At 67.2% G+C, this 16,658-nt stretch carries 11 protein-coding genes; 6 read left to right on the top strand and 5 right to left on the bottom strand.

Going from position 1 to position 16,658, the window contains the following annotated elements:
* Positions 1–2: 2 nt before the first annotated feature.
* Positions 3–413 (top strand): VOC family protein, encoded by a 411-nt coding sequence (locus HYG95_RS00055; protein WP_181695952.1) that lies wholly within the window; start codon positions 3–5, stop codon positions 411–413.
* A 49-nt stretch (positions 414–462) separates the two neighbouring features.
* The gene (locus HYG95_RS00050; RefSeq protein WP_181695951.1) at positions 463–2,832 is read left to right on the top strand and encodes an excinuclease ABC subunit UvrA; all 2,370 of its coding nucleotides are present in this window, start codon (positions 463–465) and stop codon (positions 2,830–2,832) included.
* A gap of 53 nt (positions 2,833–2,885) precedes the next feature.
* On the opposite strand, the gene HYG95_RS00045 is transcribed toward HYG95_RS00050, so the two are convergent.
* Positions 2,886–3,266 (bottom strand): DUF4234 domain-containing protein, encoded by a 381-nt coding sequence (locus tag HYG95_RS00045; RefSeq protein WP_181695950.1) that lies wholly within the window; start codon positions 3,264–3,266, stop codon positions 2,886–2,888.
* An 82-nt stretch (positions 3,267–3,348) separates the two neighbouring features.
* Positions 3,349–3,963: a TetR/AcrR family transcriptional regulator gene (locus tag HYG95_RS00040; protein WP_181695949.1), complete on the bottom strand. Its 615-nt coding sequence runs from the start codon at positions 3,961–3,963 to the stop codon at positions 3,349–3,351.
* 79 nt (positions 3,964–4,042) lie between these two features.
* Between HYG95_RS00040 and HYG95_RS00035 the strand changes: the two genes are divergently transcribed.
* The 3 genes from HYG95_RS00035 (at position 4,043) to HYG95_RS00025 (ending at position 8,002) form a co-directional block, all read left to right on the top strand.
* Entirely contained in the window at positions 4,043–5,356 is a 1,314-nt protein-coding gene (locus tag HYG95_RS00035; RefSeq protein ID WP_255494909.1) for an ABC transporter permease, read from the top strand.
* Positions 5,356–7,134, top strand: a complete 1,779-nt coding sequence (locus HYG95_RS00030; RefSeq protein WP_181695948.1) for a long-chain fatty acid--CoA ligase — start codon at positions 5,356–5,358, stop codon at positions 7,132–7,134. Before HYG95_RS00035 ends, HYG95_RS00030 begins: the two co-directional genes overlap by 1 nt.
* Positions 7,135–7,537: 403 nt before the next feature.
* Positions 7,538–8,002, top strand: coding sequence for an endonuclease VII domain-containing protein (locus tag HYG95_RS00025; protein ID WP_181695947.1), 465 nt, complete (start codon positions 7,538–7,540; stop codon positions 8,000–8,002).
* A gap of 47 nt (positions 8,003–8,049) precedes the next feature.
* On the opposite strand, the gene HYG95_RS00020 is transcribed toward HYG95_RS00025, so the two are convergent.
* Positions 8,050–8,286 carry a DUF1272 domain-containing protein gene (locus HYG95_RS00020; RefSeq protein WP_181696445.1) on the bottom strand — a complete coding sequence of 79 codons (237 nt, stop codon included), beginning with the start codon at positions 8,284–8,286 and terminating at the stop codon, positions 8,050–8,052.
* A gap of 77 nt (positions 8,287–8,363) precedes the next feature.
* On the opposite strand from HYG95_RS00020, the gene HYG95_RS00015 reads away from it, so the two are divergent.
* A complete protein-coding gene (locus tag HYG95_RS00015; RefSeq protein WP_181695946.1) occupies positions 8,364–8,960 on the top strand; it encodes a TetR/AcrR family transcriptional regulator in 597 nt (198 codons plus the stop codon).
* 24 nt (positions 8,961–8,984) lie between these two features.
* Here HYG95_RS00015 and HYG95_RS00010 read toward each other — a convergent pair whose 3' ends face one another.
* Together HYG95_RS00010 and HYG95_RS00005 are read right to left on the bottom strand one after the other, a co-directional pair.
* Positions 8,985–10,142 (bottom strand): epoxide hydrolase family protein, encoded by a 1,158-nt coding sequence (locus HYG95_RS00010; RefSeq protein WP_181695945.1) that lies wholly within the window; start codon positions 10,140–10,142, stop codon positions 8,985–8,987.
* Positions 10,143–10,167: 25 nt separating this feature from the next.
* A partial coding sequence (locus HYG95_RS00005) for a non-ribosomal peptide synthetase (RefSeq protein WP_181695944.1) occupies positions 10,168–16,658 on the bottom strand: 6,491 nt, incomplete at its 5' end.

The following is a 16,658-nucleotide window of genomic DNA, read 5'->3' as shown; positions in this document are numbered from 1 at the left end:
CCATGAACATCACCATTCACCAGAGCTACCTGCCCCAAGACGACCCCGACGCCGCGCTGGCCTTCTACCGTGACGCCCTCGGCTTCGAGATCCGCAACGACGTCGGCTACAACGGCATGCGCTGGATCACCGTCGGACCGAAGGGCCAGCCCGACACCTCGATCGTGCTGCACCCACCGGCCGCCGACCCCGGCATCACCGACGAGGAGAAGCGCGTCATCACCGAAATGATGGCCAAGGGCACCTACGCGGCCGTCAACCTCGCCACCGACGACCTCGACGCCCTGTTCGAGAAACTGCAGGCAGACGACGTGGAAGTGGTGCAGGAACCCACCGACCACCCCTACGGCATCCGTGACTGCGCCTTCCGCGACCCGGCGGGCAACATGATTCGCATCCAGCAGACGAAATAGTCGGACCCGACCGCTAGATTCGGTGGACGCCGAACGACCGAGGAGACCCATGAGCAAGACCGCAGCGCCTGCGCCAGCCGACAGCCACGATCTGATCCGGGTCACCGGCGCGCGGGTGAACAACCTACGCGATGTCAGCGTGGAGATCCCCAAGCGCCGACTCACCGTGTTCACCGGCGTCTCCGGCTCCGGGAAGAGCTCTTTGGTCTTCGGCACCATCGCCGCCGAATCCCAGCGTCTCATCAACGAGACCTACAGCGCGTTCGTCCAGGGCTTCATGCCCACCCAGGCCCGCCCCGACGTCGACGTCCTCGACGGGCTCACCACCGCCATCCTCGTCGACCAGTCGCGTCTGGGTGCCGACCCGCGCTCCACGGTCGGCACCGTCACCGACGCCAACGCCATGCTGCGCATCCTGTTCAGCCGCCTCGGTGATCCGCACATCGGTTCCTCGCAGGCGTTCTCGTTCAACGTGGCCTCGATCAGCGGTTCCGGCGCGGTCGCGGTGGAGAAGAACGGGGTCACCGTCAAGGAGCGCCGCAGCTTCAACATCACCGGCGGCATGTGCCCCACCTGCGAGGGCAAGGGCAAGGTCAACGACATCGACCTCACCCAGCTCTACGACGAGAACAAATCCCTCGACGAAGGCCCGTTCACCATCCCCGGCTACAGCATGGACGGCTGGATGGGCCGCATCTACAAGGGCAGCGGCTTCTTCGACCCAGCCAAGCCGATCAAGAAGTACACCAAGAAGCAGCTCGCCGACCTGCTGTACAAGGAACCGACCAAGATCAAGGTCGACGGCATCAACCTCACCTACGAGGGTTTGATCCCCAAGATCCGCAAGTCGATGCTGTCCAAGGACGTCGAATCACTGCAGCCGCACGTCCGCGCGTTCGTCGAGCGCGCCGTCACCTTCGGCACCTGTCCCGACTGCGAGGGCACCCGCCTCTCGGCCGAGGCCCGCTCGTCGAGGATCAAGGGCAAGAGCATCGCCGACGCCTGCGCCATGCAGATCACCGACCTCGCCGAATGGGTCAAGACCATCGACGACCCGTCCGTGGCGCCGCTGCTGGAATCACTGCGCGGCACCCTCGACTCGTTCGTCGAGATCGGCCTCGGCTACCTGTCGCTGTCGCGCCCGTCGGGCACCCTGTCCGGTGGTGAAGCGCAGCGCGTCAAGATGATCCGCCACCTCGGGTCCTCGCTCACCGACGTCACCTACGTCTTCGACGAACCGACCGCCGGCCTGCACCCGCACGACATCCAGCGCATGAACGACCTGCTGCTTCGCCTGCGCGACAAGGGCAACACGGTGCTCGTCGTCGAACACAAGCCCGAAACCATCGTCATCGCCGACCACATCGTCGACCTCGGTCCCGCCGCCGGCTCCAAGGGCGGAACGATCTGCTTCGAAGGCGCCGTCGACGGATTGCGCACCAGCGACACCGTCACCGGCCGCCACTTCGACGACCGCGCCAAGGTCAAGGATTCGGTGCGAAAGTCGAGCGGCGCCTTGCAGATCCGTGGCGCCACCGCCAACAACCTGCGCAAGGTCGACGTCGACATCCCGCTCGGTGTGCTCGTCGCCGTCACCGGGGTGGCCGGCTCCGGTAAGAGCTCGCTCGTGCACGGCTCCATCCCGGTCGACGAAGGTGTCATCTCCATCGACCAGGCACCCATCAAGGGTTCGCGACGCAGCAATCCCGCTACCTACACCGGCCTGCTCGACCACATCCGCAAGGCCTTCGCCAAGGCCACCGGCGCCAAACCCGCCCTGTTCAGCGCCAATTCCGAAGGGGCGTGCCCGAACTGCAACGGCGCGGGCGTCGTCTACACCGACCTGGCGATGATGGCCGGAGTGTCGACGATCTGCGAGGTGTGTGAGGGCAAGCGGTTCATGGCCGAAGTTCTCGAATACACCTTCGCGGGCAAGAACATCAGCGAGGTGCTGTCGATGCCCGTCGACGAGGCACGCGAGTTCTTCGGTGAGGGGGAGGCACGCACCCCGGCCGCGCACAAGATCCTCACCCACCTCGCCGAGGTCGGCCTCGGCTACCTCACCATCGGTCAGCCGCTGACCACCCTGTCCGGTGGTGAACGCCAGCGACTGAAGCTGGCCACCCACATGTCCGACAAGGGCGGGGTCTACATCCTCGACGAACCGACGACCGGTCTGCACCTGGCCGACGTCGAACAGCTGCTCGGGCTGCTCGATCGCCTCGTCGACTCCGGCAAGTCCGTCATCGTCGTCGAACACCACCAGGCCGTGATGGCCCACGCCGACTGGATCATCGACCTCGGCCCCGGCGCGGGCCACGACGGCGGCCAGATCGTGTTCGAGGGCACCCCCGCCGACCTCGTCGCCGCCCGCTCCACCCTCACCGGTGAGCACCTCGCCGAATACGTCGGAGCATGAAAAAGACCCTCCCCCTGGAATCGGCCAGGGGGAGGGTCTTCGAAGTCCGACGACTAGTCGCGGTCTGGCGCGGCGACCTTGTTCAGTTCGAGTTGGTAGTACAAGAGCCCCAGCCCGAGGACAAGATTCAGCAGGAACCCGATCGCCGGGCTGCACGACGGCTCCAGCCCGGCGCTCTCCTGGGTGGCCCTGATCCGATTGCCCGTCCGCCAGTAGCTGACGATGAAACCGATCCCGGTCCACGACAGAAACAGCATCACCAGCAAAGGCCCGGTGACCGGAGCCTCGGGATCACGCCGCTGCTCGGCCATCTCCTTGTGGATCTTGTAGTACCAGACGAAGAAGTAGATCCCGAACGTGATGAGCGGGAAGACCAGCCACACCAATACCGGGTTGCGACGCTGCACCGGTGATGGGGCGAGGGCTGTAGTCATGTCGGTGACACCTATCTGAATGCGAATGGAATGTCACAGCAGGGCTTTTCGGCGCCACCGCAACCTCGCAACGTACTGCACATCACCTACTCGCGCCACCCGAGGAAGACCGGCGGGGGAGTAGACCGAGGGTGAGGTGGTCGACCAGGTCGTCGAGGAGTTGCTCGGCGTCGTAGTCGGCGGTGTAGCCCGAGCCGACGAACGTCGCCAGCCCCTGTAGCGCCGCGAGGGCGGTCACCCCGATGCGTCTCGGATCGCCGGGGATGATCTCGCCCGCGGCCTGCCCCTCGGCGATCAGCGCGATGGGTACGGCGAAGGCCCGCTCGGCGGCGTCGTGGATCTCGGTCTCGGTGGAGCTGTGCCTGCGCGCGAACATCAGCGGCAACAGCTCCGGGTTGTCGACGGCGAAGCGCAGATAGGTGTGGGCCAGGGTTCGCAGACGCGTCGTGATCGGGCCGTCGGTCGCGGCCTCTTCGAAGCAGGCGCCGAGTCGTCGCAAGCCGGTGACGGCCAGTGCGTCGAGCAAAGCCTGCTTGTCACGGAAATGCCTGCTCGGCGCCGCGTGGCTGACACCGGTGTCGCGGGCGAGCTGACGCAACGACAGCCCGTCGGCGCCGACCGTACGCAGCGCCGCCTCGGCGTGCTGCAGCAGTGCGGCGCGGAGATCGCCGTGGTGATAGCGCGAATGCAGGGACATGGTGTTAGCAGGATATCCGACACACCCCGGAATGTTTGCATTGACTACTTTGTAGTCGGTGACTACATTTGCGCATGCCATGACTGACAACACCGCGCCGACGCGCCGACCGCGCAGCATGCCGATCCGTGACTGGTTAGCGCCGATCACGCTGGTCACCGTGCTGGCCGCGCTCCTGGGAACCATGTACCTCGGCTACACCGCCGACCCCGAGAAACACCTGCACGACTTCCCGATCGCCCTGGTCAACCAGGACGTCGGCGACACACTCGCGGGCAAACCCGCCAACCTCGGCGCGCAGATCACCACCGCGCTGGAGAAGCAGATCCCCGCCGAGAAAATCGACCTGCGCACCGTCGGCATCAACGAGGCCCACCGGCAACTACGCAACGGTGAGGTGTACGGCGCCATCATCATTCCCGGCGACTTCACCAAACGCGTCGCCATCCTCGGCGCCGCCTCCGTCGTCACCGGCGACGTCGAACAGCCGATGATCTCCGTACTCACCAACCCCCGCGCGGGCACCCTCGCCGCCCAGATCATGCACACCATCGCCGACAAGGCGATGACCGAGGTCAACACCACCGTCGGCACCCAGCTCGCCGACCAGGTCCGCGCCGCGATCGGCAGCACACCGCTCAGCGGCGCCGCCCTGCTGCAACTCGCCAAACCCATCGACGTCGTCGTCAGCGCCTACCACCCGCTGCCCGAAGGCACCGGCCAGGGCCTCGCCGCCTTCTTCTACACCCTGGTCCTGCTGATCGTCGGCTTCAGCGGCGCCATGATGATCAACTCCCTCGTCGACGGGTCCCTCGGCTTCATCCCCGCCGAATACGGGCCGTGGCACAAGCCGACCACCCCCGCACGGATCAGCCGCTGGCGCACCCTGCTCATCAAATGGGCCATCGCCGTCATCAGCGCCCCACTGGCCTCGGCCGCCTTCCTCGCCGTCGGCGCCCTGCTCGACATGAGTATCGAACGCCCGCTCATGCTGTTCCTCTACGGCACCCTGGCCATCATCGCCATCGCGGTCACCGGTCTGTCGGTGATGGCCGCCTTCGGCACCGCGGGCCTGATGATCAACCTCATCGTCTTCGTCGTCCTCGGCATCCCGTCGTCCTCGGGCACCATCCCGCTCGAAGCGACACCGCGCTGGATCGCCGACATGGCCTCATTCGAACCGATGCACCAGATCTACCTCGCCGTGCGCGCCATCATGTTCTTCGACGGAAACCTCGAGGCAGGCCTGAGCCGTGGCCTCTGGATGACCATCGCCGGCCTGGCTATCGGGTTGGTCCTCGGTTTCGTGGCCACCCACGCCTATGATCTGCGTGGCCTGCATCGCCTCGGCCTCGATCACCGCCAGGAACCGGCAACCGTGGAAGGGCACTGATGCGAGAGTTCGAAACCCCGGCGTCGTACGTGATTCCGGACAACGCCAACAACTCCGACAGCGTGTTCCGGTACGGCCGAGAATCGCCCGACACGGTGCTGTTCAGTGTCGCGGGCGCCGACATCACGGCCGCCCAGTTCGCGAAAACGGTGACCGCCGTGGCGAAAGGCCTCATCGCCACCGGAATCGAACCCGGTGACCGGGTCGCCATCATGGCACCCACCCGCTACGAATGGGTCGTCCTCGACCACGCCATCTGGGCGGTCGGCGGCTGCACCGTAGCCATCTACGACAGCTCCGCCGCCGAACAGGCCAAATGGATCCTGCAGGACTCCGGCACCGTGTTGCTGATCGTCGACAGCGACAAGCACCGCCGCGTCATCGACGAGATCCCCGCCGACGCACTGCCCGACCTGCGTGAGATCCTGCAGATCGACAAGGGCGTCGTCGCCGAACTCACCGCCCGCGGCGCTCACCTCGACGACCAGGCCGTCCACACCCGCCGCGCCGGTGTCGGCGCGGAATCGCCCGCGACCCTGATCTACACCTCCGGCACCACCGGCCGCCCCAAAGGTGTGCTGCTCACCCACGCCAACCTCTACGCCGAATCCAAATCCGACCGGCTCGCGCTGGGGGAGTTCGTCACCGAGGGCAACCGCACACTGATGTTCCTGCCGTTGGCGCACGTCTTCGCCCGGGCGGTCACGCTCGCCGCGCTCGACGCGAAGGTGATCGTCGCCTTCAGCTCCGATTGGGCGACCCTCGTCGACCAATTCGCTGAGTTCCGGCCCGATTTCATCCTCGCCGTGCCGCGCGTGTTCGAGAAGGTGTTCAACGCCGCGAAACAGAAGGCACACGCCGGCGGCAAGGGCCGCATTTTCGACCGAGCCACCGAGACCGCCATCGTGTGGAGCGAGACACTCGACACCGGTGGGCCGGGTCTGCTGCGCAAGCTCGAGCACGCCCTGTTCGACAAGCTCGTGTACGCGCAATTGCGTCGCGCGCTCGGCGGCCGATGCGGTGCGGCGGTCTCCGGCGGCGGCCCACTCGGCGCACGGCTCGGGCATTTCTTCCGTGGCGCGGGCATCCCGGTGTACGAAGGCTACGGCCTCACCGAGACCACGGCTGCCATCACCGTGAACACCCCGCGCAACACCCGCGTCGGCACCGTCGGCCGACCCATCGAGGGCCACGGCGTCAAGATCGCCGACGACGGTGAACTGCTGCTGCGCGGACCTGTCGTCTTCGGCGAATACTGGGGCAACCCCGACGCCACCGCGGACGCCTTCGTCGACGGCTGGTTCCGCACCGGCGACCTGGGCGCCATCGACGCCGACGGCTACCTCACGATCACCGGCCGCAAGAAGGAAATCCTGGTCACCGCGGGTGGCAAGAACGTCTCGCCCGGCCTCATGGAAGACGCCCTGCGCGCGCATCCAGTGGTCGGTCAGGCGATGGTCGTCGGTGACGGTCGCCCCTTCGTCGGTGCCCTCGTCACTCTCGACCCCGAAGCCCTTCCCGCTTGGAAACAGCGCAACAACATCCCTGCCGATACCCCTGTCGAAGACCTCGTCGACAATCCCACCCTCCGCGCGGACATCGACCAAGCTGTCGCCGACACCAACAAATTGGTCTCCAAGGCCGAGGGCATCAAGAAGGTCCGCATCCTGCCCACCGACTGGACCGAAGCCACCGGCGAACTGACCCCGAAAATGTCCCTGCGCCGAGCCGAGGTCATGAAGAAGTACGCGTCCGAAGTAGAAGCGCTGTACAGCTGAGTCCTTCCCCAACCCCCTCATTTCGTCACTGTGACGAAATGAGGGGGTTGGGGGATGGAGGGGGAGCGCACACGAGTCACCTCCCAGTCGGCCTTCTTCGTACCACCCGCAGATCAAGCCCCAGGCGGCGGCATTCATCCCGAACAGTCATGAATGGCCGGAGGCTCGAAATCGGCCGAAGCTCGGCGCGAGCAAACCGTCTGGGTGGATGATTTTGTGGCGACAGGCTGATCCGAGCGAAGCGGGCCGGCTGTCGAACGGGGTCATGGGCACGCGGTGCGAAGTTGCATACGCTGCCACAAATGTTCTCGAAACCCCTACCGACCGGCCCGGTTAAAACGCCGATAATGCACACTATGTCAAGTAATCGAGTTGTCAGTGTCCCCTGGCAAACTCTCGGTTCATGGCCGATGACCTGATATGCAACCTGGTGTGCAACGCCGAGAATGGCTGTGGCGCAGAGAAACCGCGCCAGCGATTCGCTAGGTCGACGGCCGGTAACGCTCTCTGCCAGGCTTGTTATCAGCGTGCGCGGCGAGCCGTCCAGCTGCCCACCGAGGCACGCCGGGCGAATCTGTGGGCGAAGTATCGCATTACCCCGGAACGGTACGACGAGCTCCGCGCGCTCCAGCAGTTTCGGTGCGCGATCTGCGCGTCCCCGGAATCCGATATTGATACCACCAGGGTCGGCGGTCGTCCTCGGCGCGATGGGAAAGCACTCGTGAAGTCGCCACTGGCGGTGGATCACGACCATCGCACCGGCGCCGTCCGAGGCCTGCTGTGCTCGTTGTGCAACGCGGGGCTAGGCGCATTCGGGGACGACCCGGACCGCTTGTCTGCGGCGATCGAATATCTGCGCTCACGGTGAAGCGCTGTGGTTGAGCTGCGCACACTCTTGGGCCACTCGGACGTGACTCATCGCCCGGTCCCCCGGATCTTGCGGCGCAGCCGGGCCGGTGCCCGCCGTGCGATTTCGGCAGCTCCGGTGGTGCGTCGCGGCCGCCGAACCAACTCCCCCGCGCAGTTCGGGCACACTCCGTGGTCTGCCGCGCAGGTCGAGCAGTACGTGCATTCATAGCTGCAGATGAACGCTTCGGCGTCGGCGCGCAGCGGCGCCGAACATGTCTCGCAGGTGGACTTCATCTTCAGCATCACTGCCACTCCCTCAGTTTCACATACAAACTGTATGTGACATACAATGTGTATGTCATTGGGAGAGAGAAGGCAAGATGGCAACAGTTCGCGAGGCAGCTGCGGCACGGACTCGGGCGACGTTGATCGCGGTCGGTACCGCGCTGTTCGCCGAGCACGGCTTCGCCGAGGTGACGACCGCGCAGGTGTGTGCGGCCGCCGGTGTCACGCGGGGAGCGCTTTATCACCACTTCGGCAGCATGGCCGGGCTGATGGAGGCCTGTTTCGCGGCGGTCGATCACGGCGTGGTCGACACGCTGTCGGAGCATGCGGTGACAGGTTCCCCGGTCGAACGGGTTCGTGCGGTCAGCCACGCTTTCGTCGATCAGCTGGCCGACGAGACCGTCCGGCAAATCCTTTTCGTGGAAGCGCCCGCTGCCCTCGGCTGGGCACGCTGGCGCGAAATCGACGGCGGGCGCTCCCTCGGTCTGGTCAAGAACCTGCTCGTCGCGGCACACGAACAGGGTGAACTGCTCCCCCGGCACAACCCGAAAGTGCTGGCACACCTGCTGCTGGGTGGGCTCAATGAGCTCGCGATGTTCGTCGCCGCGTCACGCTCGCGCGAAAAGGCGTTGGCTGCAGCACACACCGAGCTGAGCGCGGTGCTCGACGGCATGTTCACGTCACCGCGATGACTTGGTCGAGCCGCTCTTATACGGTCATCGGTCGGAAGCCAGCACTGCCGCGAGCCCTTCCTGTAGGTCCTTGACGAAGTACTCCGGGACCTCGAGCGACGGGAAGTGTCCCCCGGTCTCGGGCGTCGTCCAGCGAACGATCTGCCGGTACCGTTGCTGCGCCCACGGTCGCGGGCATTTCTCGATGTCGGCCGGGTACATCGTGATCGCCGACGGGACGTCCACGCGAAGGTCGGGGTCGAGGGAGGCGTGGCTTTCGTAGTAGATGCGGGCTGCCGAGGCGCCGGTGCGGGTCAGCCAGTAGAGGGTGACGTCGTCGAGGATGCGGTCCATGGGGATCGTTTCGAACGGGCTGTCGTCGGTGTCGGACCACTCGGCGAACTTGTCGAGGATCCAGGCCAGGAGTCCGACCGGTGAGTCGACGAGGGAGTAGCCGATGGTCTGCGGTCGGGTCGCCTGCTGCTTGGCATAGGCGGCGCGGTATTGCCAGAAGTCGCGGGTTTCCTCGGTCCACCGGCGTTCGATCGGCGTCAGTCCGTCTGTTGTGAGCCCGGGCGGTGCTTCGGCGAACAGTGTGTGGATGCCGAGAACACGGTCCGGGAACCTGCCGGCGAGCACGGTGGTGATGTTGCCGCCCCAGTCACCGCCGTGTGCCAGGAACTGCCGGTAGCCGAGCCCGTCCATCAGTTCCACCCATACGGCGGCGATCTTTTCGGTGCCCCACCCTGTGGTGGTCGGTTTGTCGCTGTAGCCGAAGCCCGGTACCGAGGGGACGACGACGTGGAATGCCGGTGCGGCGGCATCTTTCGGGTCGGCCAGTTCGTCGACGAGGTGGGTGAATTCGGCGACGCTGCCGGGCCAGCCGTGCGTCATGATCAGTGGTGTGGCGTCCGTGCGCGGGGACCGGCGGTGCAGGAAGTGGATGCCGAGACCGTCGATGGTCGTGCGGAACTGCCCGATCTGTTGGAGGCGCTCTTCGAACGAGCGCCAGTCGTATCCGCTGCGCCAGTAACGCACCACCTCGACGAGGTCGGCGCGCGGAACGCCCTGATCCCATCGGCGCGGGTCGGGTCCCGGACGGTAGACCGTCTCCGCTTCCGGCAACCGCGCCGCGGCCAATCGTGCACGCAGGTCGTCGAGTTCGGCGTCTGTCGCGTGGGCTTCGAATGCTTGTACGTCCATGCGTACCGGGTTACCCGAATTCCGCTCAGCCGCTCTGCCCGGCGACCTCCCGATCGAGTTGTTCGTTGAGGACACCGGCGATGCGGGCCAGGACCGCGGGTTCGGTCATCGCCAGGTGGGTGGCGTCGACGTCGATGTCGGTGATGTGTCCGCGCACGCTCGGTGCCCATCCCCGATGACCGGTCGCGTCGTCGCGGCGTTCGCCGGTGGCGGTGAAATACAGCATGTCGCTGTCGATTACCGGTGGATGCCAGTCGGCGGCGGCCCGGATCGACTCGTTGTAGGCGTCGGTCATGTGCTGGATGAGGGCGGCGTCGATTCCGAGCCGCTCCCCCAGTTTCTGTTCGATCAGTGCGGCGGCTTCCTCGGCGGTGGCGTTGGTGGGTACGAAATCGATGCCCATGACCGGGCCGAGGTTGGCGACCAGTTCGCCGGCCGTCACGGTGGTGACGGCGGTGGGTTCGAATCCGTCGGCTTCGGCGTCGAGCAGTGCCAATAGCGCGACTTGTTCTCCGGCCGTGCGTATTTCAGCGGCGATGGCATGGGCGATCTGGCCGCCGAGTGACCAGCCGAGCAGGTGGTAGGGGCCGTGCGGCTGGATGGCGCGGATTTCGTCGAGGTAGCGGCGGGCGGTGTCTTCGATGGTCGCCGAGCCTGGTTCGCCGCTGAGTTGTGGTGCCTGGATGCCGTAGACGGGCCGGTCCTCGGTCAGGTATTCGCCGAGGGGGCGGTAGCACCAGGCCAGGCCGGAGGCGGGGTGGATGCAGAACAGCGGCGGTTGTGTACCGGTGGTGCGGATCGGTAGCAGGACATCGAATCCGGGTGTGGTCGGTTCGGTGGTGACGTGTCCGGTGCGCATTCCGGTTTCGATGCGCTTGGCGAGGTCGGTGGGGCGCGGGTCGGACAGGATCCAACTGACGGGGACCTCGTAGTCGAGTTCCTTGCGGAGTTCGCTGACCACCTGCACCGACTTGAGGGAATTGCCGCCGAGGGCGTAGAAGTCGTCGTCGGCGCCGACACGGGCTGTGCCGAGGACGTGCTCGTAGACCCGGGCGACCTCGCCTTCGAGCCAGGATTCCGGTTCCCGGAACTCCCCCACGTCGAATACCGGTTCCGGTAGGTGTTTGCGGTCGAGTTTGCCGGAGTCGGTCAGCGGCACGGTGTCGAGCACCATGACCGTGGTCGGCACCATGTAGTCGGGGAGTTCGGCGGCGGCGTGGTCGAGGACGGCGTCGGTGTCGGTGTCGAGGTCGTGACCTGCCGTGGGCATCAGGTAGGCGACGAGCCGGTCCCCGGTGCCGGAGGTGTGGACGGCGGCGATGGCGCGGGCGACGGTGGGGTGCTCGGCGAGGACGGCTTCGATCTCGCCGAGTTCGATGCGCAGGCCACGGAGTTTCACCTGGAAGTCGATGCGACCCAGGTATTCCAGTTCGCCGGTGCGTAGGCGGCGGGCCCGGTCGCCGGTGCGGTACATGCGCTGACCCGCGGTGAACGGGTCGGGGACGAATCGTTCCGCGGTGAGGCCGGGGCGGGCGTGGTAGCCGCGGGCGATCTGGTTGCCGGCGAGGTACAGGTCCCCCGCTACCCCGGGTGGAACCGGGCGCAGGCGGGTGTCGAGGACGTGGGCGCGGACGTTCCAGACCGGTGTGCCCATGGGGATGCTGCCGGCGTCGGTCTCGGTGACGTGGTGGGCGGTGGCGTGCACGGTGAATTCCGTGGGGCCGTAGAGGTTGTGCAGTTCGGCGTGGGGCATGGCGCGGCGCGCGGCCGACACCACGTCGGCACCGAATGCTTCGCCGCCGACGAGCAAGGCGCGCAACGAGTTCAGGGATCGCGCCGGGGCAGCGTCGGCGAAGGCCGCGAGCATGGACGGGACGAAGGAGGTGACGGTGACCTGGCGGTCGGCGATGGTGTCGGCCAGGTAGGCGGGGTCGGTGTGTCCGTCGGGTCGGGCGATCACCAGGCGGGCGCCGACGGCCAGGGTGGCGAACAGTTCCCAGACCGAGACGTCGAAGGTGGCGGGGGTTTTCTGCAGGACGGTGTCGGCGGTGGTGAGCCGGTAGGCGTCGATGATCCAGTGGAGTTGGTTGAGGGCCGCGCTGTGCGGCACCGCAACACCTTTGGGGCGCCCGGTGGATCCGGAGGTGAACAGGACGTAGGCGATGTTGTGGGGTCGTAGTGGGGTGCGGCGGTCGTCGTCGCCGACGGGGGTGTCGTCGTAGCCGGTGAGGTCGATTCCGTCGAGGGAGGTGAGTTCGAGGACGGGGGCTGCGGTGGTGAGCATGTAGTCGATGCGGTCGGCGGGGTGGGCGGGGTCGATGGGGACGTATCCCCCGCCGGCGGCGTGGACGGCGTACACGGCGGTGACCTGGTCGAGGGACCTGGGCATGGGTAGTGCGACGAGGGTGTCGGGGCCGACACCTCGGGTGATGAGCCAACGGGCGAGCCGGTTGACGCGTGCGGCGAATTCGGCATAGGTGAGGGTTTCGGAGCCGGATTCGACGGCGGGCCGGTCGGCGTGGGTGCGTGCGGCGTGGGTGAACAGGCTCGCGAGGGTTTCGTTGGGGTCGAGGGGGTGTTCGGTGGCGTTCCACCGGTGCAGGAGTGCGTCGCGTTCGCTGGTGTCGAGCAGGTCGACGTCGTGGACCTGGCGGGCGGGGTCGGTGGCGAGTGCGCGCAGGATCCGTTGCAGGCGGTCGGCCATGGTGGTGGCGGTGGCCGGGTCGAACAGGTCGGTGGCGTAGGTGATCGTGCCGTTCATTCCGGTGGGTGCACCGGTGCTGTCGTGGGTGTCGGAGACGGTGATCTGGAGGTCGAACAGGGAGGTCGCGGTGTCGGCTTCGACGGCGGAGGCGGTGAGGCCGGGGAGCCGGAAGTCGGTGGTGGTGTGGTTCTGGAAGGCGAGCATCACCTGGAACAGGGGGTGGTGGGCGTGGGAGCGGACGGGGTTGAGTTCTTGGACGAGGCGTTCGAACGGGACGTCGGCGTGCCCGAATGCGGCGAGGTCGTCGCCTCGGACGTGCTCGAGGAGTTCGGTGAAGGTCATGTGGTCGGTGAGGTGGGTGCGCAGGACGAGGGTGTTGACGAACATGCCGACGAGGTCGTCGAGTTCGGGTTCGCCGCGACCGGCGTAGGGCGTGCCGATGGCGATGTCGTCGGTGGCGGCGACGCGGCCGAGGGTGGCGGCCAGGGCGGCGTGGAACACCATGAACAGGGTGCTGTTGTGGGCGCGTGCGACCTTTTCCAAGGCGGCGTGCAGGTCGGCGTCGACGGTGAGGTCGACGTTGCCACCGGTGTAGGTCTGGATCGGCGGCCGCGGCCGGTCGGTGGGGAGTTCGAGCAGCGGTGGCAGATCGGCGAGTCGGGCGGTCCAGTAGTCGATTTGAGCGCGCAGCAGCGAGTCGGGGTCGTGTGCGGCGCCCAGGACGGTGTGTTGCCAGATGGCGTAGTCGGCGTACTGTACCGGTAGCGGTGTCCAGGCGGGTGGGTGGCCGTCGACGCGGGCCTGGTAGGCGGTCATCATGTCGCGGGCCAGTGGGGCGAGGGAGGATCCGTCGCCGCAGATGTGGTGCAGGACCACGGCCAGCACCCAGGTGTCGGGGCCGGTGTCGTAGAGCCGGGCCCGCAACGGTACTTCGGTCGTGACGTCGAAGGCGGTGGCCAGGAGTGCGGTGAGCGCGGCGGGCAGTGCGCTGTCGTCGATCGGGACGGGGTGCAGCGGTGGCGTGGCGAGGTGGGCCGGGAGGACGACCTGTGCGGGCTCGCCATCGATGTGTGGGTAGCGGGTGCGCAGCACTTCGTGACGGTCGACGACGTCGGTGAGGGCTCGGTGCAGGGCGTCGGTGTCGAGGTGGCCGGTGAGGCGGATGACGATGGGGATGCTGTAGGCGGCCGAATCGGGTTCGAACCGGTTGAGGAACCACATGCGCTGCTGCGCGTAGGACAGCGGGATATGCGGCGGCCGGGGTTGCGGGGTGAGCGCCACTCGTCCGGTGTCGGCGTGGGATTCGGCGCGGGCGGCGAGTTTGGCGACCGTCGGTGCGTCGAAGATCATCGCGACGGGCACGGTGGCGTCGAGGGCGGCGCCGATGCGGGCGGCGACGCGGGTGGCGACGAGACTGTTGCCGCCGAGTTCGAAGAAGTCGTCGTCGGCACCGACGGCACGGTCGAGGCCGAGTACGTCGGTGAACACACCCGCCACGATTTCCTCGACCGGTGAGGAGGGGGCACGGAATTGTTTGGTCTGCAGGACGGGTTCGGGGAGGGCCTTGCGGTCGAGTTTGCCGTTGGGTGAGAGCGGGATCCGGTCGAGGACCATGATCGCGGCGGGCACCATGTAGGCGGGCAGGGTGTCGGTGAGCGCGGTGATGAGGGTGTCGACGGAGATTTCGGCACCGGGTGCCGCGACCACGTAGGACACCAGGGTGACGGGCCCGGTGCCTTCGCGGCGCGGGATGGTGACGGCGTAGGCGATGTCGGGGCGGGCACCGAGGGCGGTGTCGATCTCGCCGAGTTCGACCCGGTAGCCGCGCACTTTCACCTGGAAGTCGTTGCGGCCCAGGAATTCCAGGTCGCCATGGGTGTTCCAGCGGACGAGGTCGCCGGTGCGGTACATGCGGCTGCCGGGTTCGGCGTAGGGGCAGGCGGTGAATCGGTCGGAGTTGGTGGCGGCGCGGTTGAGGTAGCCGCGGGCCAGGGCTGGTCCGGCCAGATACAGCTCGCCGCTGACGCCGACCGGTGCGGGCCGGAGCCGGTCGTCGAGGACCAATGCCTGGATTCCGGGCAGTGGGGTGCCGATGGTGGGTCGTTCGCCGGGACGGATCGGTTGGGTGGAGGTGGCGAGCATGGTGGTTTCGGTTGGCCCGTAGAGGACCCGGAATTCGCGGGTGCCCGCGCGGTCGCTGTCTGCCCACCGGTTGATGAGGTCGGCGGGGACCTCGTCGCCGCCGGACACGATGTGCTGGAGGTCGTCGAGTCCGGTGGGGTCGACGGAGGCGAGGGCGGCGGGGGTGACGAATGCGTGGGTGATGCGGTGGGTGCGCAGGAATTCGGCCAGTTCGTCGCCGCCGTAGATATCGGTGGGGGCGATGACGAGGGTGGCAGCGCGGCCGGTGGCGAGCAGGATTTCCAGGACCGAGGCGTCGAAGGACGGTGAGGCGAAGTGCAGGACGCGATCGCTGCCGCGGGGCGGGGTGCCGAGGCGTTGTCCGGCGACGAAGTCGGCGATGCCGGTGTGGGTGATCGCGACGCCCTTGGGGCGACCGGTGGATCCGGAGGTGAACACGATGTAGGCGACGTTGGTGGCGTGGAGTGGCCGCACCCGGTCGGCATCGGTGACGGGTTCGGCGGATTCGCCCGCCAGTTGCGGGGTTTCGGCCGGGGAGTCGAGCAGGATCCAGTCGACGGTGCCGGGCAGTTGGGGTCGGGCGGCGGTCAGGGTGATGCCGAGGGCGGCGCGGGAGTCGGTGACCATCTGGTCGATGCGCCCGGCGGGGTACCGGGGATCCACCGGGACGTAGGGGGCACCGGTTTTGACGACCGCCCACCAGGCGACGACTTCCTCGGCGGTGCGGCCGGTGGCGACGAGCACGGGATGTTCGGGCCCGGCGCCGTGGCGGATCAACCGCCGTGCCAGCTGGTTGGAACGGGTGTCGAGTTTGCGGTAGGTGAGTTCGGTGTCGCCGGAGACGACGGCGGTGCCGGTGGGATTGTCGTGGACGGCGGCGGCGAAAACCTCCGGCAGCAGGGCCGGGGGCGGGGTGCCTGCCGGGCGTGGTCCGACCCGGGTCGACAGGTCGTGGTGTTCGGTGTCGTCGAGCCAGCCGAGGTCGCCGACGGCTTCGGTGGGGTCGGTGGTGATGGTTTCGAGGACCCGGAGCAGTCGTGTGCGGAAGGTGTGTGCGGTGGTTTCGTCGAACAGGTCGCGGGCGAAGGTGAGTGTTCCCGACAGCCCGCGCGCTGCTCCCCCGTCGTCGTAGGAGTCGGCGAGGATCAGTTGCAGGTCGAATTGGGACAGGCCGGTGTCGATGTCGGCGCGGGAGACGGTGACGCCAGGCAGTTCGACGTCGGTACCGGACAGGCTCTGGAATGCGAGCATCACCTGGAACAGCGGGTGCCGGTCCGCGGCGCGTTGCGGATTGAGTTCCTCCACAACCCGTTCGAACGGCACATCGCCGTGTTCGAAGGCGGCCAGGTCGGTGTCGCGGGTGCGGGTGAGCAGTTCGGTGAACGGTTCGCCGGTGTCGACGGGGGTGCGCAGGGCGAGGGTGTTGACGAACATGCCGACGAGGTCCTCGAGGCCGGGTTCACCCCGGCCCGCGACGGGGGTGCCGATCACGACGTCGTCGCTGCCGCTGAGGCGTCCCAGGACGGCAGCGAGGGCGGCGTGCATCACCATGAACAGCGAGGAACCGCGACTGTGGGCGAGTTCGCGCAACCGGGTGTGCAGACCGGCGCCGATATCGACGGGGATGCGGCCACCGGCCAATGAAGCGACGGGTGGGCGGGGGCGGTCGG

Origin of the sequence: Nocardia sp. GTS18 (assembly GCF_013839555.1) — a bacterium.
Classification (GTDB): Bacteria; Actinomycetota; Actinomycetes; order Mycobacteriales; family Mycobacteriaceae; genus Nocardia; species Nocardia rosealba.
The sequence above is the reverse complement of the archived record's forward strand: the minus strand, read 5'-3'. Positions and strand labels throughout refer to the sequence as shown.

Coding starts and splice junctions, on each gene's coding strand:
- HYG95_RS00025 (WP_181695947.1), top strand. CDS start 7,538: ATGGCCGATGACCTGATATGCAACCTGGTGTGCAACGCCGAGAATGGC.
- HYG95_RS00020 (WP_181696445.1), bottom strand. CDS start 8,286: ATGCTGAAGATGAAGTCCACCTGCGAGACATGTTCGGCGCCGCTGCGC.
- HYG95_RS00050 (WP_181695951.1), top strand. CDS start 463: ATGAGCAAGACCGCAGCGCCTGCGCCAGCCGACAGCCACGATCTGATC.
- HYG95_RS00030 (WP_181695948.1), top strand. CDS start 5,356: ATGCGAGAGTTCGAAACCCCGGCGTCGTACGTGATTCCGGACAACGCC.
- HYG95_RS00015 (WP_181695946.1), top strand. CDS start 8,364: ATGGCAACAGTTCGCGAGGCAGCTGCGGCACGGACTCGGGCGACGTTG.
- HYG95_RS00010 (WP_181695945.1), bottom strand. CDS start 10,142: ATGGACGTACAAGCATTCGAAGCCCACGCGACAGACGCCGAACTCGAC.
- HYG95_RS00055 (WP_181695952.1), top strand. CDS start 3: ATGAACATCACCATTCACCAGAGCTACCTGCCCCAAGACGACCCCGAC.
- HYG95_RS00045 (WP_181695950.1), bottom strand. CDS start 3,266: ATGACTACAGCCCTCGCCCCATCACCGGTGCAGCGTCGCAACCCGGTA.
- HYG95_RS00040 (WP_181695949.1), bottom strand. CDS start 3,963: ATGTCCCTGCATTCGCGCTATCACCACGGCGATCTCCGCGCCGCACTG.
- HYG95_RS00035 (WP_255494909.1), top strand. CDS start 4,043: ATGACTGACAACACCGCGCCGACGCGCCGACCGCGCAGCATGCCGATC.